The sequence below is a fragment of the Cupriavidus sp. 01L415 genome, assembly GCF_056400065.1.
Map to the genome: position 1 here is coordinate 26,976 of NZ_JBFTSP010000005.1, position 26,385 is coordinate 53,360.

Here is a 26,385-nt window from a genome sequence, read left to right on the forward strand (position 1 = left end):
TGCCGAACTGGCGTCTTGCCTTTCCGCTTACCTCGTCTGTTGCTGCGCCTCGTACACCTGCAGGTTGCAGTAGGCCGCCTGCGCGATCGGCGTATCGATTGCGAACACTTTCGCGCGTCGTACCAGGTCGCCGACGATGTTCTCCGCTTCCAGTCGCGATGCGTGCTGCGCGATATCGCGCGCCATGGACGCGGACCACTCCAGCGTTTCGTCCAGCAGACGCTTCTCCATCTGCGCCATCACCGCATCCGGAAGCGCGTGCCCCTCGGCGTTGGCAACGGCGGCGCACTCGGCCATGGCGCGGCGCATCAACCCCTTTCCATCCTGGGTCCGGCAGATCGCGCCGACCGTGCCACGCATCAGACAGGTCATCAGCGCGCCGGTGGCAATCATCATCCATTTATTCCAAAGCGCCTGTTCGACGTCATCGGAAGTGGCCCGGGAACCCGGTGTGGTGCGAATCAGCGCGTGGAACGCTTCCACCAGCGGCGGCTGGCTGGCATCGCGCGCGCCGACGATCACGGTGTCGAGCGCGCCGTAGTGACCGATCGTGCCGTCGGCCTCGAGCATCGTCGCGATCTGCGATACCCCGCCCAGCACGCGCGCGCGGCCAAAGCGTGCATCGAGCCGGTCGTAGACGGACATGCCATTCAGGAATGGCAGAACGCCGGTGCGCGCGTTCATCGCGGGTGCGATGGCATCCATCGCCGATTCCAGGTCGTATCCCTTGCAGGCCAGCAACACGAGATCGTAGTCGGGCCGCACGGTCGTGCTGTCCACGGTCTTCACCGGCTGCGCGAAGTTGCCCAGCTCACTTTTCACCACCAGGCCGCTCGCCGCCAGCTTCGCCGCACGCGCCGGGCGGACGAGAAACGTGACGTCCGCGCCAGCTTCGATGAGCCGGGCACCGTAGTAGCCGCCGATGGCGCCTGCGCCAAGGACAAGGATCTTCATGGGTTGTCTCGCATGGTGGGTGAGTGCAGGCGCCCATAATACATGATGATCAACTTTTATTAAGACCGTGAAATGATTACCGCGTTGACTTGAACGAAGATGTAGCCGACCATCGACGCACATACATCAGACAGGTCGGAAGGACGGGAGCACACCATGCCACGCGTATCGAAAGCGGAGGCGGAGAAGAACCGCGAAATCATTGAGCAGGTATCGTCCCGGTTGTTCCGCGAGCAAGGATTCCACGGCATCAGCGTGGCGGACCTCATGGGCGCCGCAGGGCTGACGCACGGTGGCTTCTACGGCCATTTCGAATCGAAGGACGCACTCGCAGCCATTGCTTGCACGCGCGCGTTCGAGGAATCCAGTGCGCGCTGGCGCAAGCGCGTGGACGAAGCGCCAGACAAGGCGACGGCATTGACCGGCCTGATCGAAGCCTACCTCTCCGCGCGCAACCGCAATGCGGCCGGTACGGGCTGCGCTGCACCCGCGCTGGCCATCGATGTGGCGCGGGAGTCCGACGACAAACCCGTGCGGGCGGCATACCAGACCGGAATCGAGAGCCTGCTGGCCATCCTGGAGGGCATCCAGCCGGGTGACGATGCCGACGATCGCCGTGCGGGGGCCATCGCGCAGATGGCCACGCTGGTCGGCGCGATCGTCCTGGCGCGGGCCACGCAGGGCACGGCGCTGTCCAATGAAGTGCTGGCGGCGACGAAGTCCAGTCTGCTGGCGCATGTCGCCGAAAAATAGGCACGGTACACTTGCGGTTTGCTTTGCACGCCCCCTCCGGTAGCGCAGAGCATCCGGTCGTTCATCGACGCATTCGTCGCATTCGTCGCCTTACCTGCCCTCAGCCGCCTCCCATGATGTCCCGTCTCCAGCAAACCCTCATCGCCATCGTCGCCGTGGTAGTTATTGGCATGTTGTGGTTTGTCGGCAATGACAAGGGTGAGATCGTCCCCGTGGACACCGCCGCCGCACCGTCCGAGGCGGAACAGCCGGCCAGCGTGCCACGCGGCATTCCCCGCAACGGTACGCTGGACCCGATCAGCATCGATCCGAACCGTTCCGCCGACCTGCTGCCCCAGTATCCCGCCGACGCGCTGCTGGACGACTATCGCGACAATGCCGGCGCGGCCGATGACCGCTATCGCGGCAAGTACTTCATCGTGGAAGGCGTAGCCAGCGGCATCCGGCGCGATGCCGCCAAGGTATTCCTGGAAATCCGCACGAACGATCCGGGCCAGGTGGTCCGGGCGGACCTGCTGCAACAGCAGATCTGCGGCCCGGCGGGCCGGACGTGCGAGGTGGAGGCCCGCGCCACGATGGTCCGGCGCGGACAGAAGGTGGCCGTGGAATGCACCGGCGCAGGTTTGGGCGAAGGCGGCACGCCGCTGCTGGCCGACTGCCTGCTGCGCGGCGGCGCAAACTGAATGCGCGCCCCGGATACCACGCAATCGTCTCTTTTTATCTGACGGCCCGGTTTTTCCCCTCTGTTTCCCGCTTTGCCCGGCCATCCCTGCGCCTACAGTACGCAGGCATGCTGCCGGCAATGCGCCCCTCATCCGAGTCCGGGCGGCCGGCGCCCTCGCCGACGCGATCCAGGACACATGATGAAGAGAGCAACGATTGCCACCGCGCTGGCCCTGCTGGCCACTGGCTGTTCCACCTACCAGGCGGTGACGCCGGTCGACCGCGCGGGCCAGCCCGATCCCATCGCCGGCTACCAGCCCGGTGCCTATGGCGGCCCGGCGCAGTTCCGCGTGGATGGCAACCAGATGATCGGCGCCGACGGCGCGCTGTTTTGCGTGATCACCAACCAGGTGAATGGCAACGCCTACCTGGAAGACTTTGCGGCATCGCTGCGCGCACGCAACTTCGAGGTAAAGATGTTGCCGCCGTACGCCTCCGTGGCGTCGTGCCCGATGACGGCAACCTACACCGCCCAGCGCCAGACCTTCCTGACGCCGTTCCTGGTGTCCGCCGACATCACGGTCTTCCGTAACGGCGAGCGCGTCGGCAAGGCCGTCTACAACGCCAACCGCAGCGCGGGCGGCGTGAACCTGAGCCACCTGATCCAGCCCGGCATGAAGATCGAGGAACTGGTCGACCAGCTGTTCCCGGGCCTGAAGCCGCAACCCGCGCCGGCACAGGCGGCACCGGCTACGCCAGCGCCTGCATCGGCACAAACCCCCGCCGCCTGAACTTCACCTCGAGCGCCGCCTCGAGCGCCGGCTGCGCGCTTCGCACAGGCGGGCATCCGGCCCGCCTGCCCCCTGACAGCCGTCAGGCCAGCCTGAACACCTCGACCGCCTGGCTCAGTTCCTGCGCCTGATAGTGCAGGCTTTCGGCGGCGGCGGCGGCTTCCTCGACCAGGGCGGCATTCTGCTGCGTGGTCGTATCCATCTCCGCGACGGCACTGCTGACCTGCGCCAGCCCCTGGGACTGTTCGCGCGAGGCAACGCTGATATCGCTCATCAGCGCGGCAATGCCTTCCACGCGGCGCACCATGTCGTCGATGGCCGTACCCGCCTGCTGCACGGCCTCGTTGCCGGACTTCAGGTCCGTCACCGTCCGCTCGATCAACTGCTTGATCTCGCCGGCCGCGTTGGCGCTGCGTTGCGCCAGGCTGCGCACCTCGCCCGCCACCACCGCGAAGCCACGGCCGTGCTCGCCCGCGCGGGCGGCTTCCACGGCGGCGTTCAGCGCCAGGATATTGGTCTGGAAGGCGATGCCGTCGATCATGCCGATGATGTCCACCACCTGCTGTGCGTTGCGATGGATATCGGCCATCGTATCCACCACGCGCCCCACGGTGCTGCCGCCGGCGCGTGCCGCGTCGGCCGCGCTGGCCACCGCCGAGTTGGCGTCCTGGGCGTTGTCGGCGTTCTGCTTCACGGTGGCGGCCAGTTGCTCGATGCTCGCCACGGTGCGCTCCAGGCTGCCGGCCTGCGACGCGGTGCGCGCCGACAGGTCCGCATTGCCGCTGGCAATCTGGCTCGTGCTGCCAGCAATGGCACCCACGCTGCCGCGCACCTTGTCGACGATGTCGGACAGGCCCTGGCCCACGCCGTCAATCGCCCGCATCAGAGCGCCGATCTCGTCGTTGCGCGCGTTGTCCAGCCGGGCAGTCAGATCGCCCGACGCCAGACGCGATGCCGCACCCGCCGCATGGGCCAGCGGCTGGCTGACCATCCGGCGCAGCAGCCACCAGAACGCGGCGGATACCGCCAGCGCCACCAGCAGCCCGGCGGCCAGGAAGCGATTGCGGCTCGCCACCAGTTCGTCGCGCAGCGATGCCATGGGCACCGTGCCGGCAATCAGCCATTGCCAGTCGGGGTAGGTCACGAAAGCGGTCATCCGTTCGATGGCGGGGCCGTTGCCGAGCGCCACGGTACCGACCATCGCCCCATCCCTGGCCGCAATCATGTCGCGTACCCAGGTCTTGCCGTCCGCATCCCTGGCGTCGATCTGCACGGATCCTTCGCTGCCGCTACGGTCGACCAGCACCTTGCCCTGGTCCGCACCCGCCTTGGCGTCGATCACCAGGAAATGGCCGTCGCCATTGATGGTCTTGCGGCGAATGCGGTTCTTCAGCATCGCCAGCTCGGACTCGACGTTCACGCCAACATACAGCGCGCCGACGATCTTGCCGGCGGCATCGCGCACGGGTTCGTACTTGCTCATGTAGGGCTTGCCGAACAGCCAGGCCAGCGAGCGATACGACTTGCCGGACGAGACCGCCGCATACGCCGGGCTGGCCCGGTCCAGCAGCGTCCCCACGGCGCGCTCGCCGTTCTGCTTCTTGAGGGAGGTGGTCACGCGGATGTAGTCATCACCGGTGCGTGCAAACACCGTGGCGACCACGCCACCGGTCGTGACAAAAAAGCGATCCGGCACCTCGAAGCTGTTGTTGAGCACCGCGTCGCCGCTGCGGAAGGCCGGCGTGGCCTTGCCCGCCACCTCCACGGTCTGGGAGGCATCCACCGCGTACGGGCCGGGCAACACGGCCGCAAAGCTCAGCATGAAGCGATCCGCCTCCTGCAGCATGGTGTCGTCGAGCTGGCCGACGAGTTCGCGCAAGGTCTGGCTTTCGGCGGTGATGGCGTCACGCGCCTGCGCCTCGAGCTGGCGCATGCTGCTGAACGACAGCGCCAGCGCATAGGCGCCGAACGCGACAATCTGGACGGCGAGCACGACCAGCGCGATGCGCGTGCCGATGCTCCAGCCGCCAGCAATCGCGCGCGCTCGACCGACCGGCGAGGGTCGGGATAGAGAGTAAGAAGACAAGGGGCGCTCCGTGGCATTTCCATGCACCTCATGGACGCATGGGCAACGCCCGCTCTTTCGGCAAGTCGTCACATCGCAGATAACGGATTCGCTTCGGCCCGGCTTGAATTTCAGGGAGCGTTTAATCTAGTCGCGGATAACGCTTTCGTGCGTTTTGTTGGCTTTACATCACATTGCGACAATTCGATCGACAGCCAAAGGGCGGCGCACCAGGGGTCCTTCTTGAGGGAGCAACTTGCCGGCGCGCGCCACGGAAAAACGATCGGCTGACTGGCGGCTCAGCTATCCAGCCGCCCCAGGCGAACCACGGTGACGCCGGGGCGCAGTTGCCGCAGGGACGGCATCACGAGCACGCAGTTCGGGTACGGGGTCGTCACGGGCTGGCCGTCGCGCCAGCCAATCACGGTGCCGGCCTCGGCAAACGTCTCCAGCCCGGTGTAGGCACCGGCAAAGCGGAAGTCCATGCTGGCAGCCACCACGGGCTCGGTCACCCGCACCACGCGCTGGGCGGCCGGCAGCGGACGCAGCCAGCCGGCGGGCAGATCCGCTGCCTCCACGATGCCCGCGTTGAGCAGAAAGCGGGCGGTGCAGTCGCGCGCCACATCCACGGCGCCCGTCTCCCAGTGCTGGCCGCATTCCACGAGCAGCGCATTGCGCGGACTGGCCGGATCGCCAAAGTCCGCGTAGTCGCGCATGCGACGGCCCTCGGGGTGCCCCTCGTCGACGATGATGTCCGCCGGTGCGCCGAGCGCCTTCGACAGCGCGATGCCCTTGTCGAGCGGACCCGACACGATCAGCGGCCGGCTCTTCTCGTGCATCGAGTGCAGGTCCAGCAGCAGGTCCACGGTGTCGATGACGGGACGCATCGCGCGTGCACGGCGCAGTTCGGACGAATCCTGCGTGGTGTCGTCCAGCACGGCAGCGGTCCAGACGCGGTTGAAATCCTGGTCGACGAAGCGCGATGCATCGGGCCGGGCCGCGTCAAAGCGTGCGTAGGCATCGACGTTCGCGAACGCCAGCGTCAGCCGGCCGAGGCGCGGACGCAGGCCGTGCTCCAGCAGGCCGGACACGGCAATGGCGCCGCAGACCTCGTTGCCGTGTGTCAGCGCGTTGATCATCACATGCGGGCCCGGCAGGCCGCTGTCGAACGTGTGCACGTAGGCGATGCCGGTGTTGCCCTCGGCATGGGGCCGGATGTCGGGAAACCCGACCTCGACCGGATAGGCATCGAAGGAAGGAGACGACTGCGTCATAAAAACGTCCTTGTATGGCTCGCTAGTCTTTATTCGTGGATATCGGCGGCTTGCACGATCGTGCGGTAGCGGCTCGTTTCGCGCTTGATGAAGCTGCCGAACTGGGCCGGGTTGGCGGGCGCCACTTCCACGCCGGCTTCCGCCAGCTTCTTGCGCACGTCCGGCAAGGCCAGCACGGCCTGCATTTCCGTATTGAGGCGATCGATCACGGGGCGCGGCGTCGCGGCCGGTGCCATCAGGCCGAACCAGACCCCCATGTCCACACCCTTGAGTGCCGGGGTTTCCGCCAGGGCCGGCACGTTCGGCGCCACGCTGGCGCGCTTGGCCTCCGTCACGCCGTAGACCTTCACGCGGCCAGCCTGGATATGCGGCAGCGCGGAGGACAGCACCATGACGGCCAGGTCGATCTGGCCGCCGAGCAGGTCGGTCGCCATCGCCGAGGCGCCCTTGTACGGCACGTGCGTGATATTGACCTTGCCTTGCTGCTTGATCAGCTCGCCAGCCAGGTTTAGCGGCGTGCCCACGCCCGACGACGCGTACGACAGCTTGCCCGGCTGCGCCTTGGCCAGCGCGATCAGCTCGCCCGCGTCCTTGGCCGGCAGCTGCAGCTTGCCCACCAGCACCATCGGCTGCGTGCCGACAAAAGTGATCGGCGCAAGGTCGCGCTCGCCGTCATAGCGCACCGCCGAGTTGGTCAGCCGGGCGATGGAAACCTCGCTGCCCGAGCCCATCAGCAACGTATAGCCATCGGCGTCCGCCTTGACCACCTTTTGCGCACCGATCGTGCCACCGGCTCCGCCGAGGTTCTCGATCACCACGCTCTGCCCGAGCCGTTTGGCCAGTTCCGGCGCCACGGTGCGCGCCACCAGATCCACGCTACCGCCCGCCGTGTAGCCCACCACCAGCGTGATCGGCTTGGTCGGATAGTTGCCGGCCGCGGTGGCAGCCAGTGCACAACAGCTCAGGGTGGCGGCGACGGCCGCGCGCAGCAGGGTTTTCATGATTTCTCTTCCGGCAGTGGTGTGGATGTTGTCCGGCGATGGTAGAGAGCGTGGGCCGCCGCGACATGCGGCTTTGGCAACGCGGGTTGCCATTTCGGCAATGGTCCGCAATGGTGCATCGGCGCGCACAAAAACGGCCTCCGCCACGGCGTGCCGCGCCCGGACCAGCGCGAGGGCCCGGAGCGCGGAAAACAGCGTCAGCCGCCGAGGCCGATAGCGGCGCGCCAGAACGCCTCGGCCAGTGGCCGCATCGTCGCGCGCGGGCGGTAGAGGCGGATTTCCAGCGCCAGGTCGGCGGGGTCGCCGCCCTGCACGTCAGCACGCACGAGGCGGCCCGCATGCAGGTCGTCGGCAATCAGCCGCGCCGGCAGCCAGGCCAGCCCCATCTTCTGGCGCACCATCTCATGCACCGATTCGGCGAAGTCGCTGATCGCGATGACATCGAGGCGGCTGGCAAGCTTGCGGCGCGCAATCTCCTGGTTGACCATCCGGCCCATCGTCAGCGTCTCGGCATAGGCGATCATCGGCACCGGTGCGGCACGCGTACCGGCCTTCGGCCCTTGCAGGCGATGCGCGGGACCGCCGCGCGCATCGGCGGCAGCCACGCAGACCAGCCGCTCCACGCCCACCGGATGAAACATGTAGCGGGCATCGTCGAGCATCACCGGCAAGTCGTGCGGGCTGTAGCAGAGCAGGAAATCGGCGTCGCCCTCGGTGAACATCTCCATCGCATCGTGCGTGGCATGGGTCGTCAGCCGCGTACGAAAGCCGGCGCCGGCCGGGTCGTCGCGCAGCGCCTCGCGCAGGCTGGCCAGCCATGCCGGCACCATCGATCGGGCGAGCGTCTTGCCCGTGGCGATGGTAAGCGTGCTGGCATCGGCGCGATGCGCCGCGCGCAGCGACAGGCGTGCTTCGTCGAGTGTGCGCAGCGCCGATTGGGCGGCTTCGAGAAACTGCCGCCCCTCGGTGGTCAGGCGCACGGGGAAAACGCTGCGATCGATCAGCGGCGCGCCGGCCCAGACCTCAAGCGCCTGCATGCGGCGGCCAAATGCTGGCGGCGTGACGTTACGCAACTCGGCAGCGCGCGCAAGGCTGCCGGCCTGGGCCAGGCAGACAAAATCTTCAAGCCAACGGGTGTGCATGGGGACGGAGGGCGGTGAGGGGACATTGTACGTGGCTGTCATCGCAGACGACTGGCCAATCCGTCAGTGTTTGACGGCTCAGTTTCCACACCCGTATCGGGGCGAACCCTCAGTTGTCAGTCCTTGCGTTGACGGCGCAAAATGTCCCCGCGCCGGACAGTCGCATCATGACGTGATACGACGCCAGCGTCCCGCGGAAGAGGTGGGAAGCGGAGAGGGCGGGAAAATGCGGTGCGGCACGGATGCCCGTCAGACCTCGTCGGTCGGGGCATCCGAAGACCGCCGCGCGCGACAGGTTTCACGCGCATTCTGCAGGGCAATCGGGGCCCCGCAATTTAGAAGAACCCTTCGAATATTCACCTTGTGAAACGGCCGGGCGCGTAGATAGGCTTCGTACAGCTGTTTCAAGCATCCGTATGCCGACAGAGCACGGAGCAAAACGGTCGTGGAATGTTCTGCAGGGATCCACAGCGGTAACTTTGCGAGAGACACCCATGAAGACCGGCAAAAGCACGGCAGGAGATACCAAGGCGCGGATTCTGGATGCGACCGAGAAGCTGTTCATCGAAGTCGGCTACGAAGGGACATCCTTGCGGCAGGTAACGTCGCGCGCGATCGTCAATCTGGCCGCCGTCAACTACCATTTCCGCAGCAAGGAAATCATGATGCAGTCGGTGCTTGGCCGCCGGCTGGATCCCCTCAATGCGCGCCGACTAGCGTTGCTCGATGCATGCGAAGCGCGTTGGCCTGGCAACGAGATCTGCTGCGAGCGCGTCATGGGGGCACTCTTTGTGCCCGCGCTGCAGATGGCGCGACAACCCGAAATCGGCGGCCCCTCGTTTCTGCGCCTGCTCGGGCGCGTGTATTCGGACACCTCTCCATTCATTCAGTCCTACCTGATTGGACACTACGCGCCCGTGTTCGGCCGCTTCTTCGAAGCATTCTCCCGCGCGCTGCCGGAAGTGCCTCGCCAGGAACTGGGCTGGCGCCTGCATTTCGCGCTCAAGGCCCTTGCAGGCGTGCTGGCCGGCGATGAACTCGGCAACCTCATGCCGACGTTCACGCAAGGCAGGCATATGAGCGATGCGCACCTGCTGGCGCATCTGACGTCGATGGTGGTGGCCGCCCTCAAGGCCCCCGCGCCCGAGACCCGGCAGCTCGACGCGCTGCAGGATGTGGTCGAAATCGGCGAGGCCCAGCAGGCCGACGATCAGGCCCATATTGCCGCGCTGGCCGACACCGTGCAGAACGAAGCGCACCAGGCAGCGATAGCGACTGCCGCCGTCGTGGGTCGTGCCCGCCGCGGTGCGCGTACCGTCCGCAACGAGGGCGCAACGCGATCGGCCACTGCCAGCCTGACCGTGCGTCGCGAGCACTGCCCGACCTTCCCCAGCAATCCGCTCGACGACTGGATGCGCACCCGCTCCAGGACATAGCCACGCGCGGCGGTCTCCATGCCGCTCGCCGCGCGGCCAATAACCGAAGTCATCAACGCAAAAGGGCGAAGCCGAAGCTTCGCCCTTTTTGCATGCTGCCGACGCGATGCCTACTGCGTCGTGGTGCCTTGCGGCGGTGTCGCCTGTGCCACGGGTCCGCTCTCGTTCAGTCCGCCGCCAAGCGCGCGATAGAGATCGATCGCGTTGACCAGCCGCAACTGGCGCGCCTGCACCAGTGCCTGCTCCGCCGTGAACAACTGGCGCTGCGCGTCGAGCTCGTCCAGATAGCTGGCCACGCCGCTGCGGAAGCGCAAGCGCGACAGCTCGTACCGCGCTGACTCGGCGTTGCGCTGCTGCTCCTGGCCCGATACCTGTTCTTCCAGCGTGCCGCGCGCCACCAGTGCATCCGCCACTTCGCTGAAGGCCACCTGGATGGTCTTCTCGTAGTTGGCGATCTGGATGTTCTTGCGGACGTTGGCTACGTCCAGATTCGACAGGTTGCGGCCATAGTCGAAGATCGGCAGCACCAGTTGTGGCGCGAAGGACCACGCGTGCGTGCCGGCGTCAAACAGCCCCGAGAAGGTCGGGCTGATCGTGCCGGCGCTGGCCGTCATCGTGATGCGCGGGAAGAACGCCGCACGCGCCGCGCCGATGTTGGCGTTGGCGGACAGCAGTTCCTGCTCCGCCTGGCGAATGTCTGGGCGCTGCGTCAGCAGGTCCGAAGGCAGGCCTTCGGGGATGTCGCTGATGATCCGCTCGTCCGACAGACGCATCGGCTCCGGCAGGTTCGGGATCTGGGCGATCGGCTTGCCGACCAGCACCTCGAGCGCGTTCTGCGCCTGCGCGCGCTGGCGGGCCAACTGCGCGGCGGCGACCCGGGCCTGGGCCACCAGCGACTCGTTATCGCGCAGGTCCAGTGCGGACGTCGCGCCCGCGTCAAACCGCTTCTGGGCCAGCTCGAACGTGCTTTGGCGTGCCGTGAGGGAATCGCGGGCCAGTTCGTATTGCTCGGCGAAGGCGCGCTCCGACAGATAGGCCTTGGCAACCTCCGATACCAGCGAGATATACACGGCGCGGTGCGCTTCCTCGGTGGCGAAGTACTGCGCCAGCGCGGCATTGGACAGGCTGCGCACGCGGCCGAAGAAGTCGAGCTCCCACTGCGTCACCGACAAGCCCACCTGATAGGTGTTGCCCGTGGCCGACTGAACGAGCGGCGTCTGCGATCCGAGCGCCGTGCCGCGCGTGAAGCTGGCGTTACCGTTCAGCGTCGGCAGCAAGTCCGCGCGTTGCACACGATACAGCGCACGGGCTTCCTCGATCCGCAGCGCGGCCTGGCGCAGGTCGCGGTTGTTCTCGAGCGACGTCGCGATCAGGCCTTGCAGGCGCGGGTCGCGGAAGAACTCGCGCCAGCCGATATCCGTGGCGCGGCGCGTCTCGCCGCTCTTCACTTCGGCGGTCGCGTAGCCTTCCGGCGCGGCCGGGTAGCCGCCGGCCACCGGCGGGGCGGGGCGGTCATAGTGCGGCGCCATCGTGCAGCCGCTCAGTACGCCCGCCACCAACAACAATGTGGTCAGTGTCTTGGTCATAGTCAGATTTTCTCCTGGCCGTCGACGTTAGCCTCGAGGCGCGCCTGCTCCAGCTTGCGCTGACGCTCGCTGCCCTTGAACCAGCCACGCACCACGACGAAGAAGACCGGCACCAGGAAGATCGCCAGCAGCGTGGCCGTGATCATCCCGCCCATCACACCCGTACCGATCGCGCGCTGGCTACCCGAGCCCGCGCCGGTGGCAATCGCCAGCGGCAGCACGCCCAGGATAAACGCCATCGACGTCATCAGAATCGGGCGGAACCGCAAGTGCACCGCCTCCAGCGTGGCTTCGATCAGGCCCTTGCCTTGCGCCTGCAGGTCCTTGGCGAACTCCACGATCAGAATGGCGTTCTTCGCCGACAGGCCGATCGTCGCGATCAGGCCCACCTTGAAGTACACGTCGTTGGGCATGCCGCGCATCGTCACGCCGAGCAGTGCGCCCAGCACGCCGAGCGGCACCACCAGCAGCACCGCGACCGGAATCGACCAGCTCTCATACAGCGCCGCCAGGCACAGGAACACGATCACCAGCGACAGCGTATAGAGAATCGGCTCCTGCGATCCCGCCAGGCGTTCTTCGTACGACTGGCCAGACCACTCGAAGCCGAAGCCCGGCGGCAGCTTGGCAAAGTTCTGCTCCATTTCGCGCATGGCCTCGCCCGTGGACTTGCCCGGTGCGGCCTGACCAGCGATCTTCACCGCCGGCATGCCGTTGTAACGCTCCAGGCGCGGCGAACCCATGATCCACTGCGACGTCGCGAACGACGCGAATGCCACCATGTCGCCGTTGGCATTGCGCACGCGCAGCTTGGTCAGGTCATCGGGCAGACGGCGGTCCGCGCCTTCGGCCTGCACGATCACGCGACGCACGCGGCCTTCGTAGATGAAGTCGTTCACGTACGAGGAACCGAAGGCAATGGTCAGCGTGGAGTTGATGTCCGCCACCGACACGCCCAGCGTGCGCGCCTTCTCGCGATCGATGTCGATCTTGAGCTGCGGCGCGTCCTCCTGGCCTTCGGGGCGCACGCCCATCAGCGCCGGCGACTGCCCAGCCATGCCGAGCATCATGTTCCGCGCTTCCATCAGCTTGGCGTGGCCCTGGCCGGTACGGTCCTGCAGGCGGAAGTCAAAGCCCGACGAATTGCCCAGCTCGGCGATCGCCGGCGGATTCAGCGGGAAGATGATCGCGTCCTTGATGAACGACAGCGTGCCAAACGCACGACCGACCAGCGCCTGCGCCGTTTCGTCCGCGCCGGTGCGCTCCTTCCAGTCCTTCAGCCGCACGAACGCGATACCACCGTTCTGGCCGCGGCCGAAGAACGAGAAGCCCGCGACCGTGATCATCTGGTCCACCACCTTGGATTCCTTCTGCAGGTAGTAGTCCTCGATCTGCTTGAGCACGCCTATGGTCCGCTCCTGCGTGGCGCCCTGCGGCAGCTGCACCACGGTGATCATGTAGCCCTGGTCTTCATCAGGCAGGAACGACGACGGCAGCCGCTTGAACAGCACCACCACGCCAGCGATGATGACCAGGTAGATGATCAGGTAACGGCCCGAGCGCTTGAGGATGCGCGCCACGATCCCCTGATAGCCAGTGGATGCCGTGGCGAACGTGCGGTTGAACCAGCCGAAGAAACCCGTCTTCTCGTGATGATGGCCAGCCTCGACCGGCTTGAGCAGGGTCGCGCACAGCGCCGGAGTCAGCGTCAGCGCCAGCACCGCGGAGAACGCCATCGAGGCGATCAGCGACAGCGAGAACTGGCGATAGATGTTGCCGACCGAGCCGGAGAAGAACGCCATCGGCACGAACACCGCAGTCAGCACCAGTGTGATGCCGATGATGGCGCCGGTGATCTGGCCCATCGCCTTGCGCGTGGCGTCACGCGGCGAGAGACCTTCCTCGCTCATGATCCGCTCGACGTTCTCCACCACCACGATGGCATCGTCCACCAGGATACCGATCGCCAGCACCATGCCAAACATCGTCAGCACGTTGATCGAGAACCCGAACGCGAGCAGCGCGCCGAACGTGCCCAGCAACGCGATCGGCACCACCAGGGTCGGGATCAGCGTGGCACGGAAGTTCTGCAGGAACAGGTACATCACCAGGAACACCAGCACCACGGCTTCCAGCAGCGTCTTGACCACTTCCTCGATGGAGATCTTGACGAAGGCCGAGGTATCGTACGGCACGCTGAACTCGTAGTCCGCCGGGAAGTACTTGGCAAGCTCCTCCATCTTGGCACGCACGGCCGTGGCCGTGGCCAGCGCGTTACCGGTCGGCGCGAGCTTGATGGCGATGGCGGATGCCGGCTTGCCGTTGGTACGGGCCAGCGTCGAGTAGTCCGCGCCGCCCAGTTCCACGCGGCCCACGTCCTTGATGCGCACCGACGAACCGTCCGGATTGACCCGCAGCAGGATGTTGGCGAACTGCTCCGGCGTGGTCAGCCGGCTTTCCGTGTTGACGGTGGCGTTGAGCTCCGTGCCCTTGGGCGACGGCGTGCCGCCCAGCTCGCCCACGGCAACCTGGATGTTCTGCTCGGCGACGGCGGCGGTCACGTCCAGCGGCGTCAGGTTGAACCCGGTCAGCTTGGCCGGGTCCAGCCAGATCCGCATGGCGTACTCGGTGCCGAACAGGTCGGCCGAGCCCACGCCAGGCACGCGGCGGATGGAATCCACCACCTGCGCGGAGACGAAGTTGCCGAGCGCGATCGCGTCCGAATTGCCGGACTTGGACGAGACCGTGATGAACATCATGTAGTTGTTGCCGGCCTTGTCCACCTTCACGCCTTGCTGGCGTACCTCGGCGGGCAGACGTGCTTCCACGCGCTTCAGGCGGTTCTGCACTTCCACCGAGTTCAGGTCGACGTTGGAGCCGGGGGCAAACGCGATGTTGATCGACGCCAGCCCGGACGCCTCACTGGTCGACTCGTAATACAGCAGGTTCGGCGCGCCGTTCAGTTCCTGCTCGATCACGGACACCACCGAGTCCTCGATGGTCTTGGCGGACGCACCGGGGTAGCTCGTGGTCACCGAGATGATCGGCGGAGCGATGTTGGGGTACTGGGCGATCGGCAGCTGCAGGATCGCCAGCAACCCGCCCAGCGCGATGATCAGCGCGAGCACCCACGCGAACACCGGCCGGTCGATAAAAAACTTGGCCATGAATCTGGCTCCCTATGTATGGCGATTGCGCTGTGGTTAGCCGTGCTTGGCAGGTGCCTGGTTGCTGGCTTCGGACTTGCTGCTGTCCTTGGCGCTGCCCTTGTCGGCTTCCTGCGGCGCCACGCCGGACGCCGGTGCCACCGGAGCGGCCGCGGTCTGCGGCGCCTGGAACGGCACGGCCTTGGCGGGCGCGCCCGGCTTGATCTTCTGCAGGCCTTCCACGATTACCTTTTCACCACCCTTCAGGCCTTCGGTGACGATCCAGCGGTCACCAATCGCCTGCGGCGCCTTGACCGGCACGGCAGCCACCTTGCCATCCGTACCCACCACCATCACGCTGGCGCCCTGGGCGCTGCGGATCAGTGCGCGTTGCGGGACGGTCAGCGCGTTCTCATCCACGCCCTGTTCGATCTTCACGCGCACGAAGGTGCCGGACAGCAGTTCGCGCCTCGGGTTGGGAAATTCGGCACGCAGCGTGATCGAACCGGTGGTCGGGTCGACGGTCATGTCCGAGAACAGCAGCTTGCCGGTCTGGCCATACTCGCGCTCGCCGCCCTCGGGGAAGAGGTGCACGCGCGCGCCGCCGTTCACGCCCTTGACCGCGCCGGACTCGATCGCCCGGCGCAGGCGGGCCACTTCCGAGGCCGGCTGCGTGAAGGTCACCCAGATCGGGTCGACCTGCTCCACGGTCGTCAGCCGGGTGGCTTCGCCCTTGCCGACGAGCGCGCCTTCGGTGACGAGTGCGCGGCCCGCACGGCCGGAGATCGGCGCGGTGACGGTGGTGTAGCCCAGGTTGATCTGGGCCGTGGTGACAGCCGCCTTGGCGGCGGCGATGTCGGCGTTGGCCTGGCCGGCGGCGGCCACGGCCTCGTCATATTCCTGCTTGCTGACGGCGTTCACGGCCACCAGCGGCTTGTAGCGCTCGGCCTTCTGGCGGGCGGACACCGCATTGGCTTCCGCTCGCTCCAGCTGGGCCTTCGCCGAGGCCAGCTGGGCCTGGTAAGGGGCCGGATCGATGCGGAAGAGCACCTGCCCGGCCTTGACCTCGCCGCCTTCGGCGTAGTTGCGGGACAGGACAATGCCTTCCACGCGGGCGCGCACTTCCGCGGTACGGACGCCTTCCAGGCGGCCCGGCAGTTCATTGACAACGGCGACGGCGGACGGTGTGACGGTAACAACACCCACTTCCGGCGGCGGCATGGCGCCGCCTTGCGGGGCCTTCTGGCCACAGGCAGACAACACCAGGACCGCCAGGGCGGCGGCAACGCAACGGATACGTTGGGACTTCCTCATCGATAACCCCATGATGGCAATTTGAGATCTGACGCATTGCCCCAAACCTCGGCTCAGGGCAGACGCGACCCGAGGGCGGGACGCGGCGGCAAAACAGGTCATGCTGGTCACGGCACGCCGCGCATCGTTATCGGCGGCGAGCCAGACCATTACTTGAAAACAGGCAGGATTGGCCTGGCGCTCCGGCAGGCGGTGGCGTCACCTGGCGTGCAGGACGTCACAAGATTCGGGCTGGCCGGATGCCAGGCGAGGGCGTAGTATATATACATTCAAGCATGTATGTTAAGCCCATACGAGCATTCCGGCGCCTTCTGCAACACTTTGGTAGCCGGTTTCTCTTGTCGATTTGGGATACCCGTGAGCAAGAATGTTGCTGACGGGTTAGGATGCGCCCCGCTGGCACCCGCGGTGACAGCAAGAAAGAGAGAGTCATCACGGATTCCCCACGCGGCGATGACACAAGGAGACCTGGGCGGCGTTGCCGCTGGCAGGAAGAGGAAATGGTCAGACGTACCAAGGAAGAAGCACTCGAGACGCGCAACCGGATACTGGATGCGGCTGAAGCCGTGTTCCACGCCCGCGGCGTGGCGCGCCCGTCACTCGCCGATATTGCCGAAGCGGCCGGCGTCACGCGCGGCGCCATCTACTGGCACTTCAAGAACAAGAGCGACGTGTTCGCGGCCATGTGCGACCGCGTCAACCTGCCCGTCGAGGCGCTTTGCGCGCCCGAGCGGCTTGCGTTGCAGGAAGACCCGCTCGGCGGCATCCGCGACATCTGTGCCTTTGTCTTCCGGCAGACCGTCGTGAACCCGCAGTGGCGCCGGGTGTTCGAGATCATTTTCCACAAGTGCGAGATGGTGCAGGACAACGGCGCCATCTTCGAGCGTCAGCGCCAGTCTCATCAGGAAGGCCTGATCAAGATGCATGAGCACCTGCGCCTTGCCATCGAGCGCGGCCAGCTTTCCGCCGACCTGGACCTGCCGCTGGCCGTCAACGCGTTCCACGCGGCGATCGGCGGCGTCCTGGCGCACTGGTTGTTTTCCCCGGAAGACTTCGACCTGAATCACCACGCCGAGCGCCTGGCCGACGCGTTCATCGATACCCTCAGGCTGTCACCCGCCCTGCGCAAGGGCTACGTGCCGCGCCCGATGGCCCCGCTCGACGCGGAAATGGCATCGTTCTGCGATCACCAGCAAGCGACACAAACCCATCAGGAACTGGCCGAGTAGGCCTCCTCCCTCAGCCCCGTAATGCCTCGCGCCAGCGCGCGAGGAAGGCTTTCTTGCGTAGCGCATCCTGTGCGGCCAGCAGGCCCGGCCCCACGCTGATCGGCTTGAGCGCATAGCCGAGCCGCTCCGCCAGCGCATTGGCGGTATGCGTGCTGTCCGTATCCGTGCGGATCGTATAGAGCTGGGACGTGGACTTGCCCAGGAACCCCTGACCGTCGCGCGACAACAGGAAGTCCAGCCATAGCCGCGCCGCGTTGGGCCGTGGCGACTGCCGCGCGATGAAGGCCACGCGCGACATCACCAGTGTGTAGTCCCGCGGTGCGATCACGCCGATCGCGGCACCGCGCTCCATCAACGACAGCGCGTACGAACCCAGCAGGTTGTAGCCGAGCACCAGTTCCCCGCTGGCGATGCGCTCGATCATGTCCGCCGTCGAGGCCGACAACTGCACCTGGGCGCGCCCCAGCGCCTGCGCTAGGTACCAGAATTCGCTGCCCATGCGGGCATCCTGCTGCGCCAGCAGGTAGCCCACGCCAGATCGCTCCACATCGTAGGTAATGACTTTTCCCCGCCACTGCGGCGCTCGCTCCTGCAGCAGGCGCGCCAGCCCGCTGCGGCTGCCGGGCACGTGCGTGCGCTCGAAATGCTTGCGGTTGTAGACGATCACGGCCGGCTCGAATGTCGTGCCCCAGGCCTCGTCGCGCCACACCGCCCAGCTCGGCAAGCCACCACGTTCGGGCGACTCGTAGCGCTGCGCGTAGCCGTCGTTGACGAGCTTGATCTGAAGATCCATCGCCGTGCTCCACAGCACATCGGCATAGTCGGCATCGCGCCCCGGCCGCGCCGTGCCCAGGCTGACGCTTTCCGCCAGGAAGCGATTGTGCAGCTCCACCGTGTTCAGGTCCTGATAGCGCACGCGGATGCCCGGGTAGCGCGCCTCGAACGCGGCAATCAACGGCTGTACCACTTCGACGTCCGTGGAGGCGTATACCGTCACCGCGCCTTCGCGCTGCGCGCGCCGGATGATGCCGTCGTAGTCGGCCGGGTAGCCGGCGGGCACGGCAGGCCGCGCGGGCGCTTGGGCGAAGGTCGGGTTGGCGGATGCACCTGTGGCGGCGACGGTGGCCACGGCAGCGCCCGCCCGCAACAGCTCGCGACGGGTCGGCGAGACAAGGGGCGGCGGCAACGATGCGGGGAGGCGACTGGACAAGGGACTCGGGCGGCTGGGGGAGCTGGGGGAAACCGGGGGACTCGGAGGGCTCTGGGAATTCGGCAAAGGACTCGGAGAATTCATGGCGATGCGAGAGCCGGCGCGGACGGTCCCGGCGGAGGCGCCGGCCGACACCGGCAGGCAGGGCGGAGGTATTATAGGCGCCCTCAGGACGCACCCCGCGGCCTCGATTCAAGATCCGGCAGAGGAGGTCGGGCATGCGCATCCTGCTGGTGGAAGACGAGGTGGAACTGGCCCGCTGGGTGGCGCGCGCGCTGGAGCAGGGCGGCTTTGTCATCGAGCATGTGGCCGACGGCCTGCAGGCGGAATCTCGCCTGATGGCCGAGGAGTACGACGCCGTGGTCCTCGACCTGCGCCTGCCGGGCAAGGACGGCCTGGCCGTACTCAAGGCGATGCGCGGCCGTGACGATCGCACCCCGGTGCTGATCCTGACCGCGCAGGACACGCTCGACGAACGCGTGCGCGGACTGAACCTCGGCGCGGACGATTACCTGCCCAAGCCGTTTGCCATTGCCGAACTGGAAGCGCGCATTCTGGCGCTGATCCGCCGCAGCCGCGGCCGCGCCCATCCGCGCCTGCAATGCGGGACGCTGGTGTTCGACGGCGAGACGCGCAGCTTTACGCTTGGCGGCGCGCCGCTGGCCCTGACGCCACGCGAATCCACGCTGCTCGGCGCCCTGCTGGCCCGGAGCGGCCAGCCCCTGACCAAGGCCCAGTTGCTCGACAAGGTGTTCTCGCTCGACGCCGACGTGAGCCCGGATGCCATCGAAGTACTCGTCTACCGCCTGCGCAAGAAGCTGACTGGCCACGGCGTCACCATCGTCACGCTGCGCGGGTTCGGCTACCTGCTGGAACCCGAGGCCGAGGCCTGAGATGTGGCGTCGCCACCTGCGCCAGCGCGCGCGCCTGCCGGTGCGGCTGTGGCTGCGCGGCAGCCTGCGCCGCCAGCTGCTGATCCTGCTGGTGCCGGCGCTGGCGCTGATGATGGCCGTCGACACCTGGTTCACCTACGGCACGCTGCGTGACGCGGCCAATACCGCGTACGACCGCTCCCTCTACGGCTCCGTCCGCACGATCGACAACGCCATCGGCATGGCCGGCGAAAGCGTGCAGCTCACGCTGCCCGACGCGGCCATGGAAATGTTCGAAACCGCCGCGCAGACCCACGTCTTCTATCGCGTCTCGATGGAGCGCGCCGGCAGCGTCGAGACCGTGACCGGCTACGACGACCTGCCGCTGCCGCCAGGCCCGCTCCTCAATAACCAGCCCCGCTTCTACGACGCGACGTATCGTGGCGACCCGGTGCGGATCGCCGCCATGGCGCGCCCGATCTACCGGCCCGATGCGCGCATCCGCGTGATCATCCAGGTGGCGGAAACGGCCGAACCGCGCGCGGCGCTGATCGGCAATGTCTGGCGTAGCGCGTTGCTGCGCGACGTCGCCCTGATCGTGCTTTCCGCGGCAATTCTCGTGGGCGGCATCACCTACGTGCTGAAGCCACTGTCGCGCGTGCGCGATGATGTGCGCGCCCGCTCGCCCGAAGACCTGACGCCGCTGGAATTCGACCGCGTGCCGGTCGAAGTGCGTCCGCTGGTCGATGCGGTGAACCTGCACGTGTCGCGATCCGAGGCGATGGCGCAATCGCAGGCCCAGTTCATCGCCGATGCCGCGCACCAGCTCCGCACACCGCTCGCCATCCTGAAGACGCAGGCCGAGTTCGCGCAACGGCAGCTTTGCTCGCGCGGCGATGGCGCGGCGTCTCGTGAGGCCGCCAGCGAGGCGGTGGGCGGCATCGTCACGCAGCTGGAGCAGGCGGCGCGACTGACCAACCAGCTTCTCGCCCTGGCGCGCGTGCGTCAGCCGTCGCGCGATGGTTCAAGCCCGGCGGATGCCGTCGATATCGTTGACGCGGTCAAGGTGGCGGAACAGGTGGCGCTGGACTACCTGCCACTCGCACGCGGCAAGCAGCAGGACTTTGGCTGGGAACGCCCCACGGGGCTGGTGCTGCCGGTGCGCGCCGACGCGGCGCTGCTGCGCGAGGCGCTGGCGAACCTTGTCCACAACGCCATCCAGTATTCGGGGCGCGGCAGCCGCATTACGCTGTCGGCATCGTGTGTCGATGGGCGCGCGCTGCTGGCCGTGGAAGACGACGGCCCAGGGATTCCGGAGGCCGAGCGCGAGAAGGTGTTCGCGCGCTTCTACCGGCGGGTGGAGAACACCGAACCCGGATCGGGACTGGGCCTGGCCATCTCGCGCGAGATGGCGGCGCGATGCGGTGGCGCGGTGACCCTGCGCGATGCGACGCAGGGGCAGGGGGTTCGGGCCGAACTGGAGCTCGCGCTCGCTCAGGCCGACAGCGCCTGAACCTCCGTAGGCCTGCCCCCTCGCACCTGCGCAAGGGGGTCAGACAATCAGCCCGATCGCGACGCGGCTACTGCTTGACCACCGCCCCCGCGCAAGGGTCTTTCCGCTCCGTTGCCGCCACGCGCACCACGGCGTCAAAGCCATCGGACGGGCTGTCCGGCTCCAGGTAGCCAACGCTGACCACGCCGCGCGCATCGCCGCCGATCCAGCGCGGCACGCCCAGGTCCCGCCGCACGTGCCCGTTTCCTGCGATCAGCACCGCGCCGCGGCCCGCGTAGGGGCGCAGCGTTTCCGCCATCACCGCATCGCGCGCGGCTTGCGCGTTCAGCATGCCTGGCAGCATCGCCTTCGGAAAATGCCCGCAGTGCCCTGCGTCAAGCACCGCCGTCTGCGCCGCGACGATATCCACCGGCAGCGGCTTGTCCAGTCCGAGCGCCGCCTGCTGCGCCGTCGGGAACACCTCGCCCAGTCCGCCGCGCACGATCTTCGCCGCATCCGCGCGCGACAGGTTGGCAGCCAGCAGCGGCAGGTCGTACTGCAACGCCAGCGCTACCACCGGCCGATACAGTGGCCATTCCCACCCACTCTTGCCGCCGGCTGCCTGCGCGATCAGGTAGTCGGCGTCGCGCGGCCGCGCCACTCGTGCGCGGTCGATATCGGCCTGGCGCTCGCGATCAAACTGCTCCATGGCAATCGCGGGACGCCAGCCCGTCTCCACCGCGCGGGTCAGCGCCTGCAGTCGCTGCTGCTGGGCCGCCGCGTTGTCGTGAACCTCGCCCAGCAACACGTACGACTTGCCGGCGAACCCGGCGCCGACGGCCTCGGGCGACGGGGAAGTCGACGGCAAGGGAGGCGTCGCCGCGCAGCCGGCCAGCGCGGCCACCAGCAGTGCGATGGCGATGTGCGGCCGGCATGTGCGAAATGCTCGACGTGGGCGAATCATGGCTTGGGCGCTTCCGGCTGCGTCTGGGCCTGCGTGGCGCCCTGCGTCTCGGGCACGTAGACCATCGATCCGTCCTTCATCCGGTACGCCACGCCGGCCTTGATGCCGTCGCCGCTGCCCACCTGGCCGCTGGCCTGGTAGCGCACGATCTTTTCTCCCTGCCGCGACACGATCTCCATGTTCGGCTTGCCCGGGTTGGTGATGATCGTCACGTCGTCATGCGTGAACGGATTCATCGGGTTCTGCGCGATGGCCACCAGCAGCGCCGCGATCACCACCAGGAAGACGTCGATCAGGTTGACGACCGACAGGATCGGGTCGTCGGCTTCGCTTTCCTCGAGGAACCTCATTCATCGGCCTCCCATTGCGGATGCGACTGTCCCAGCCAGACCAGTTCTTCCGCCAGCCAGCGGCGGCGCACGTTGACCACCCAGAAGGTAATGCTGGCCGCGATCAGCGCCAGGATCACCGCCGAAAACGCGATCGTGAGGTTCTCGCCCACGTTGGCCAGGTTGCCGCCAGACAGGCTCTTCAACGCCGGGCCCATCGGAATCATGGTGGCCACCAGCCCCAGCATCGGCGCCACGCGCGTGGCAATGCGCGGACGCTCCAGCAGGCGATGGGCGGTCACGTCCAGCGCGTCGGGGTGGCTGACCTTGTTGCGCCGGGCCCAGGCCACCAGCACGTACCCGCGGCCGGACTGGATCGGATGGCGCCGCCGCAGCCAGGCCTGCATGGCGAATTCGCCCAGCGCCCAGAACGCGTAAAGGAACAGCAGCCCGATCAGGGCCAGCGTCGGATACAGGAACAGCTGGCCGACGTCGTACATCAGGGTTTCAAGCAGGGTAGGCGTCATGGTGAATCGACAGAATCAAAATCGTTGCGATGGATGGCAATACTCGAATACGGGATGCGATCATTCGTGCCGCTAATCAGCCGCTCAGTCTTCGGCGCGCGCTGATGGCGCCGCCAATGACTGCCGCCGCCAACGCGATACCGCCAGCCAGCCACGATAGCACTGGCACGATGTCCGCCGCCGGCGCCTTGCGCGGCACCCCTTCCATGCCCTGGACGTCTGGTGGCGCATCGTTTCCACACTCCAGAGCGAGAACGCCAGCTTCTTCGGCCACTGGCCGAGCCGTAAAGACTTTGAAATGCGGAGCCGCCGCGACGTGTTGTTACAAAGAGACACACTCTCCGGGCAGCGCGAGTGGCTGCCGGGGCGCATGCAAGAAAAAGGGCGCCCGCAATGGGGCGCCCTTGGGCGGGTCGGCAGTGGGCCGCCGCGTACTCAGTGCTGCGTGACGGCTACCGGCTCAGGGTCCTGCAGCGGATTGCCTTCCGCGTCGATCTGCAGCGGGCCGGTGCCGGAGAAGCGATCCAGCGCCAGGTAGATGACCGGCGTGATGAACAGCGTGATGACCTGCGAGAACAGCAGGCCGCCCACCACGGCCAGGCCCAGCGGCTGGCGCAGCTCCGCGCCGGCGCCAAGGCCCAGCGCGAGGGGCAGGGCGCCCATCACGGCGGCGAACGTCGTCATCATGATCGGCCGGAACCGGAGCAGGCACGCCTGTCGGATTGCCTTGGCCGGCGCCATGCCTTGCTCGCGCTGCGCCGCCAGCGCGAAGTCGATCATCATGATCGCGTTCTTCTTGACGATGCCGATCAGCATCAGCACACCGATCGTCGCGATCAGCGACAACTCCACGTTGAATAGGAACAGCGTCAGCAACGCGCCGATGGCTGCCGACGGCAGGCCGGCCAGGATCGTCAGCGGGTGGATGTAGCTCTCGTAGAGCACGCCCAGCAAGGTGTAGATCACCGCGATGGCCGCCACCAGCAGCACAATCTGCGTGGATTGCGACGACTGGAACACGGCGGCATCCCCGCCCCAGCTCGTGAAGATCGCCGACGGCATCTCGATCTCCTGGCGGAACCGGTCGATCCTTGTCGACGCGTCACCGAGTGCCGCGCCCGGCGCCAGGTTGAACGACACCGTCACCGACGGCAGCTGGCCCTGGTGATTCACGGCGATCGGGCCCACCCGGCGCTCGGTCGTGGCGAATGCGGAAACCGGCACCATCTGGCCCGTTTTGCTGCGCACGTAGAGCTTGGAGAAGGCGGTCTCGTCCTCACGGTCTACATCGGCCGCGGTCAGGATCACGTAGTAATTGTCAATCGGCGTGTAGATGGTCGACACCTGCCGTTCGCCAAACGCCGTGTACAGCGCCGTACGCACGTCCTGCATCTGCACGCCGAGTGCATTGGCCTTGTCGCGGTCGATCGTCAGTTGCGCCTCAAGACCCGACTGCTGCGAATCGCTCGTGACATCGCGGAAGATCGGCTCGGCGCGCATCTTCGCCATCAGCTTGTCGCTGAACTCCTGCAACTGTCCCGCCTTCACGCTCTGCAGCGTGTACTGGTAGCGGCTCTTGCTCTGGCGGCCGCCCAGCCGCAGGTTCTGCACGGGCGAGAAATACACCGCCAGCCCCGGCACACCCGCGACATCCTTGCGCAGCGATTCCACCACCCGCGGCATCTTGGGGCGCTCGCCGAGCGGCTTCAGCTCCACGAACATCCGGCCCGTGTTGATGGCGGGCGAGGGGCCGCCACCGATCGACGCCACCACGCTTTTCACGGCCGGGTTCGCGCGGATGCGCTCGGCGGCGTCGCGCAGGCGGTCGGCCATCGCATCGAACGAAATGTCCTGCGGACCTTCGGCGTTGACCTGGATCTGGCCGATGTCTTCCTCGGGGAAGAAGCCCTTGGGAATCTTGGCGAACAGCACGGCGGTCAGCACGAACGTCAGGCCGGCGGCCGCCAACACCACGCGTCGATGCACGAGGCACCAGTCGAGCCCGCGCGCGTAGTTGTGCAGCGTCCATTCGAACAGGTCTTCGAACCACTGTGTGGAGCGCATGCCCAGCGTCTGCTTCTGCTGCACGCGATGCGCCGGCGCGCCGCCCGCATGCTCGCCATAAGCGTGCTGCGACTCGTCCACCGGCACGTTCTCGGCGGAGAGAAAGCGCGCGCACAGCATCGGGATCAGCGTCAGCGACACCAGCGCGGACACCAGGATCGATAGCGACACCACCGCCGCGAACTCGTGGAACAGCAGACCGATCACCCCCGGCATGAAGAAGATGGGAATGAACACCGCCACCAGCGAGATCGAGATCGACAGGATGGTGAAGCCCATCTCGCGCGATCCGACCAGCGCGGCCTTGAGCGGCGGCACGCCTTCCTCGATGTGGCGGACGATGTTTTCCAGCATCACGATGGCGTCGTCCACCACCAGGCCCACGGCCAGCGTGATGGCCAGCAGCGACACGTTGTCAAGGCTGTAGCCGAAGGCCTTCATCAGCGCCACGGTGCCGATCAGCGAGATCGGCAGCGACACGGTGGGGATCAGCGTGGCGGCCGCGCGGCGCAGGAACAGGAAGATCACCATCACCACCAGCGCCACGGTCAGCGCCAGCGTGAACTGCACGTCGTGGATCGACTCGCGGATCGACATCGAGCGGTCGTTGACCACGCTCACGTTGACCGAGCCCGGCATCTGCTGGATCAGGCGCGGCAGGGCGCCCTTGATCGAGTCGACCACGGCCACCGTGTTGGCGTCCGGCTGGCGCAGCACGGCCAGCACAATGGAGCGTTCGTTATTGAGCCAGCTCCCGGTCTTGATCGTCTCGACGCTGTCTTCCACGTCGGCCACGTCGGACAGGCGCGCGATGGCGCCGCTGGGCTGGCTGGCCACGATGATGTTGCGGAACGCGTCGGCGCTGGTCATCTGCCGGTTGGCCTGGATGGTCAGCGTCTGCCGGGCGCCGTCGAGCGTGCCGACCGGCGTATTGGCGTTGGCGCGATTCAGCGCGGTGGCCAGTTCATCGAGCGTCAGGCCACGTGCGGCCAGCGCGTCCGGGTGGGCGCGTACGCGTACCGAAAAGCGCTTCTGGCCGAAGATCTGCACCTGCGCCACGCCCGGCAGCGTGGCCAGCGTGGGCGAGATCAGGTTGTCGCCAAAGGCATTCAGCTCCGCCAGGCTCATGGCCGGCGAGTTGATGGCCAGCAGCAGCACCGGCGCATCGGCCGGGTTCACCTTGCGGTACGACGGCGGCACCGTCATCTCGATCGGCAGCGAACGCTGGGCGCGGAACAGCGCGGCCTGCACGTCCACGGCGGCGGCGTCGATGTCGCGGTCGCTGTTGAATTCGATCGTGATGCTGGAATTGCCAAGCGTGTTGGACGAACTGATGACCGTCACGCCCGGAATCGTGGCGAACTGCTTTTCCAGCTGGGTCGCCACGGATGCCGCCATGGTCTCGGGGCTGGCCCCGGGCAGCGTGGCGGTGACCTGGATCACCGGCGAGTTGAAGCTGGGCAGCGCCGCGATGGGGATCGTCGGATACAGCACGATGCCCGTCACGATGACGGCCAGGCACAGCAGCACCGTCATGACGGGCCGGCGGATACAGAGCTCGGACAGCGTCATG

22 protein-coding genes are annotated in these 26,385 nt (G+C 66.9%); 8 read left to right on the forward strand and 14 right to left on the reverse strand.

The window, feature by feature from the left end:
* Positions 1 to 27: 27 nt before the first annotated feature.
* Positions 28 to 954, reverse strand: coding sequence for a ketopantoate reductase family protein (locus AC1DOX_RS11585; RefSeq protein ID WP_441621292.1), 927 nt, complete (start codon positions 952 to 954; stop codon positions 28 to 30).
* A gap of 156 nt (positions 955 to 1,110) precedes the next feature.
* Between AC1DOX_RS11585 and AC1DOX_RS11590 the strand changes: the two genes are divergently transcribed.
* From AC1DOX_RS11590 to AC1DOX_RS11600, 3 genes are all read left to right on the forward strand, one after another.
* The gene (locus tag AC1DOX_RS11590) at positions 1,111 to 1,707 is read left to right on the forward strand and encodes a TetR/AcrR family transcriptional regulator (protein WP_441621294.1); all 597 of its coding nucleotides are present in this window, start codon (positions 1,111 to 1,113) and stop codon (positions 1,705 to 1,707) included.
* Positions 1,708 to 1,820: 113 nt separating this feature from the next.
* Positions 1,821 to 2,390 (forward strand): OB-fold putative lipoprotein, encoded by a 570-nt coding sequence (locus tag AC1DOX_RS11595; RefSeq protein WP_441621296.1) that lies wholly within the window; start codon positions 1,821 to 1,823, stop codon positions 2,388 to 2,390.
* 180 nt (positions 2,391 to 2,570) lie between these two features.
* Positions 2,571 to 3,161, forward strand: a complete 591-nt coding sequence (locus tag AC1DOX_RS11600; protein WP_441621351.1) for an Sbal_3080 family lipoprotein — start codon at positions 2,571 to 2,573, stop codon at positions 3,159 to 3,161.
* An 82-nt stretch (positions 3,162 to 3,243) separates the two neighbouring features.
* Here AC1DOX_RS11600 and AC1DOX_RS11605 read toward each other — a convergent pair whose 3' ends face one another.
* On the reverse strand, positions 3,244 to 5,196 hold the full coding sequence (locus AC1DOX_RS11605) for a methyl-accepting chemotaxis protein (protein ID WP_477112360.1): 1,953 nt from the start codon (positions 5,194 to 5,196) through the stop codon (positions 3,244 to 3,246).
* A gap of 72 nt (positions 5,197 to 5,268) precedes the next feature.
* Between AC1DOX_RS11605 and AC1DOX_RS11610 the strand changes: the two genes are divergently transcribed.
* Positions 5,269 to 5,517: a hypothetical protein gene (locus AC1DOX_RS11610; RefSeq protein ID WP_441621300.1), complete on the forward strand. Its 249-nt coding sequence runs from the start codon at positions 5,269 to 5,271 to the stop codon at positions 5,515 to 5,517.
* Positions 5,518 to 5,525: 8 nt separating this feature from the next.
* On the opposite strand, the gene AC1DOX_RS11615 is transcribed toward AC1DOX_RS11610, so the two are convergent.
* The 3 genes from AC1DOX_RS11615 to AC1DOX_RS11625 all read right to left on the reverse strand — a co-directional run bounded on the left by AC1DOX_RS11615 (position 5,526) and on the right by AC1DOX_RS11625 (position 8,643).
* Positions 5,526 to 6,500, reverse strand: a complete 975-nt coding sequence (locus AC1DOX_RS11615) for a M14 family metallopeptidase (protein WP_441621302.1) — start codon at positions 6,498 to 6,500, stop codon at positions 5,526 to 5,528.
* Between the two features lie 29 nt (positions 6,501 to 6,529).
* A complete protein-coding gene (locus tag AC1DOX_RS11620; RefSeq protein WP_441621304.1) occupies positions 6,530 to 7,501 on the reverse strand; it encodes a Bug family tripartite tricarboxylate transporter substrate binding protein in 972 nt (323 codons plus the stop codon).
* 197 nt (positions 7,502 to 7,698) lie between these two features.
* Entirely contained in the window at positions 7,699 to 8,643 is a 945-nt protein-coding gene (locus AC1DOX_RS11625; RefSeq protein ID WP_441621306.1) for a LysR family transcriptional regulator, read from the reverse strand.
* A gap of 494 nt (positions 8,644 to 9,137) precedes the next feature.
* Between AC1DOX_RS11625 and AC1DOX_RS11630 the strand changes: the two genes are divergently transcribed.
* On the forward strand, positions 9,138 to 10,079 hold the full coding sequence (locus AC1DOX_RS11630; RefSeq protein WP_441621308.1) for a TetR/AcrR family transcriptional regulator: 942 nt from the start codon (positions 9,138 to 9,140) through the stop codon (positions 10,077 to 10,079).
* 110 nt (positions 10,080 to 10,189) lie between these two features.
* Here AC1DOX_RS11630 and AC1DOX_RS11635 read toward each other — a convergent pair whose 3' ends face one another.
* The 3 genes from AC1DOX_RS11635 to AC1DOX_RS11645 are packed head-to-tail and all read right to left on the reverse strand — an operon-like array spanning position 10,190 to position 16,125.
* Positions 10,190 to 11,665 (reverse strand): efflux transporter outer membrane subunit, encoded by a 1,476-nt coding sequence (locus AC1DOX_RS11635; RefSeq protein WP_441621310.1) that lies wholly within the window; start codon positions 11,663 to 11,665, stop codon positions 10,190 to 10,192.
* Positions 11,666 to 11,667: 2 nt separating this feature from the next.
* Complete coding sequence (locus AC1DOX_RS11640; protein WP_441621312.1) at positions 11,668 to 14,832, reverse strand: efflux RND transporter permease subunit; 3,165 nt, start codon at positions 14,830 to 14,832, stop codon at positions 11,668 to 11,670.
* A gap of 36 nt (positions 14,833 to 14,868) precedes the next feature.
* On the reverse strand, positions 14,869 to 16,125 hold the full coding sequence (locus AC1DOX_RS11645; RefSeq protein ID WP_441621314.1) for an efflux RND transporter periplasmic adaptor subunit: 1,257 nt from the start codon (positions 16,123 to 16,125) through the stop codon (positions 14,869 to 14,871).
* Between the two features lie 500 nt (positions 16,126 to 16,625).
* Between AC1DOX_RS11645 and AC1DOX_RS11650 the strand changes: the two genes are divergently transcribed.
* On the forward strand, positions 16,626 to 17,354 hold the full coding sequence (locus AC1DOX_RS11650) for a TetR family transcriptional regulator (protein ID WP_441621316.1): 729 nt from the start codon (positions 16,626 to 16,628) through the stop codon (positions 17,352 to 17,354).
* Between the two features lie 10 nt (positions 17,355 to 17,364).
* Here AC1DOX_RS11650 and AC1DOX_RS11655 read toward each other — a convergent pair whose 3' ends face one another.
* A complete protein-coding gene (locus AC1DOX_RS11655; RefSeq protein WP_441621318.1) occupies positions 17,365 to 18,564 on the reverse strand; it encodes an ABC transporter substrate-binding protein in 1,200 nt (399 codons plus the stop codon).
* A gap of 218 nt (positions 18,565 to 18,782) precedes the next feature.
* Here AC1DOX_RS11655 and AC1DOX_RS11660 point away from each other — a divergent pair, with 218 nt between their 5' ends.
* Both AC1DOX_RS11660 and AC1DOX_RS11665 read left to right on the forward strand, forming a co-directional pair.
* Complete coding sequence (locus AC1DOX_RS11660; RefSeq protein WP_092138381.1) at positions 18,783 to 19,457, forward strand: response regulator; 675 nt, start codon at positions 18,783 to 18,785, stop codon at positions 19,455 to 19,457.
* Between the two features lies 1 nt (position 19,458).
* Positions 19,459 to 20,949 (forward strand): sensor histidine kinase, encoded by a 1,491-nt coding sequence (locus tag AC1DOX_RS11665; protein ID WP_441621320.1) that lies wholly within the window; start codon positions 19,459 to 19,461, stop codon positions 20,947 to 20,949.
* Positions 20,950 to 21,016: 67 nt separating this feature from the next.
* Here the strand turns inward: AC1DOX_RS11665 and AC1DOX_RS11670 are convergent, their stop codons facing one another.
* The 5 genes from AC1DOX_RS11670 to AC1DOX_RS11690 all read right to left on the reverse strand — a co-directional run bounded on the left by AC1DOX_RS11670 (position 21,017) and on the right by AC1DOX_RS11690 (position 26,384).
* On the reverse strand, positions 21,017 to 21,892 hold the full coding sequence (locus AC1DOX_RS11670) for a ChaN family lipoprotein (protein WP_441621322.1): 876 nt from the start codon (positions 21,890 to 21,892) through the stop codon (positions 21,017 to 21,019).
* On the reverse strand, positions 21,889 to 22,242 hold the full coding sequence (locus AC1DOX_RS11675) for a DUF2149 domain-containing protein (RefSeq protein WP_092138384.1): 354 nt from the start codon (positions 22,240 to 22,242) through the stop codon (positions 21,889 to 21,891). The genes AC1DOX_RS11670 and AC1DOX_RS11675 overlap by 4 nt, the downstream gene beginning before the upstream one ends.
* The gene (locus tag AC1DOX_RS11680) at positions 22,239 to 22,748 is read right to left on the reverse strand and encodes a MotA/TolQ/ExbB proton channel family protein (protein WP_092138385.1); all 510 of its coding nucleotides are present in this window, start codon (positions 22,746 to 22,748) and stop codon (positions 22,239 to 22,241) included. The genes AC1DOX_RS11675 and AC1DOX_RS11680 overlap by 4 nt, the downstream gene beginning before the upstream one ends.
* A gap of 76 nt (positions 22,749 to 22,824) precedes the next feature.
* Positions 22,825 to 23,022: a hypothetical protein gene (locus AC1DOX_RS11685; RefSeq protein WP_441621325.1), complete on the reverse strand. Its 198-nt coding sequence runs from the start codon at positions 23,020 to 23,022 to the stop codon at positions 22,825 to 22,827.
* Between the two features lie 161 nt (positions 23,023 to 23,183).
* Positions 23,184 to 26,384: an efflux RND transporter permease subunit gene (locus AC1DOX_RS11690; RefSeq protein WP_477114020.1), complete on the reverse strand. Its 3,201-nt coding sequence runs from the start codon at positions 26,382 to 26,384 to the stop codon at positions 23,184 to 23,186.
* Position 26,385 lies beyond the last annotated feature (1 nt).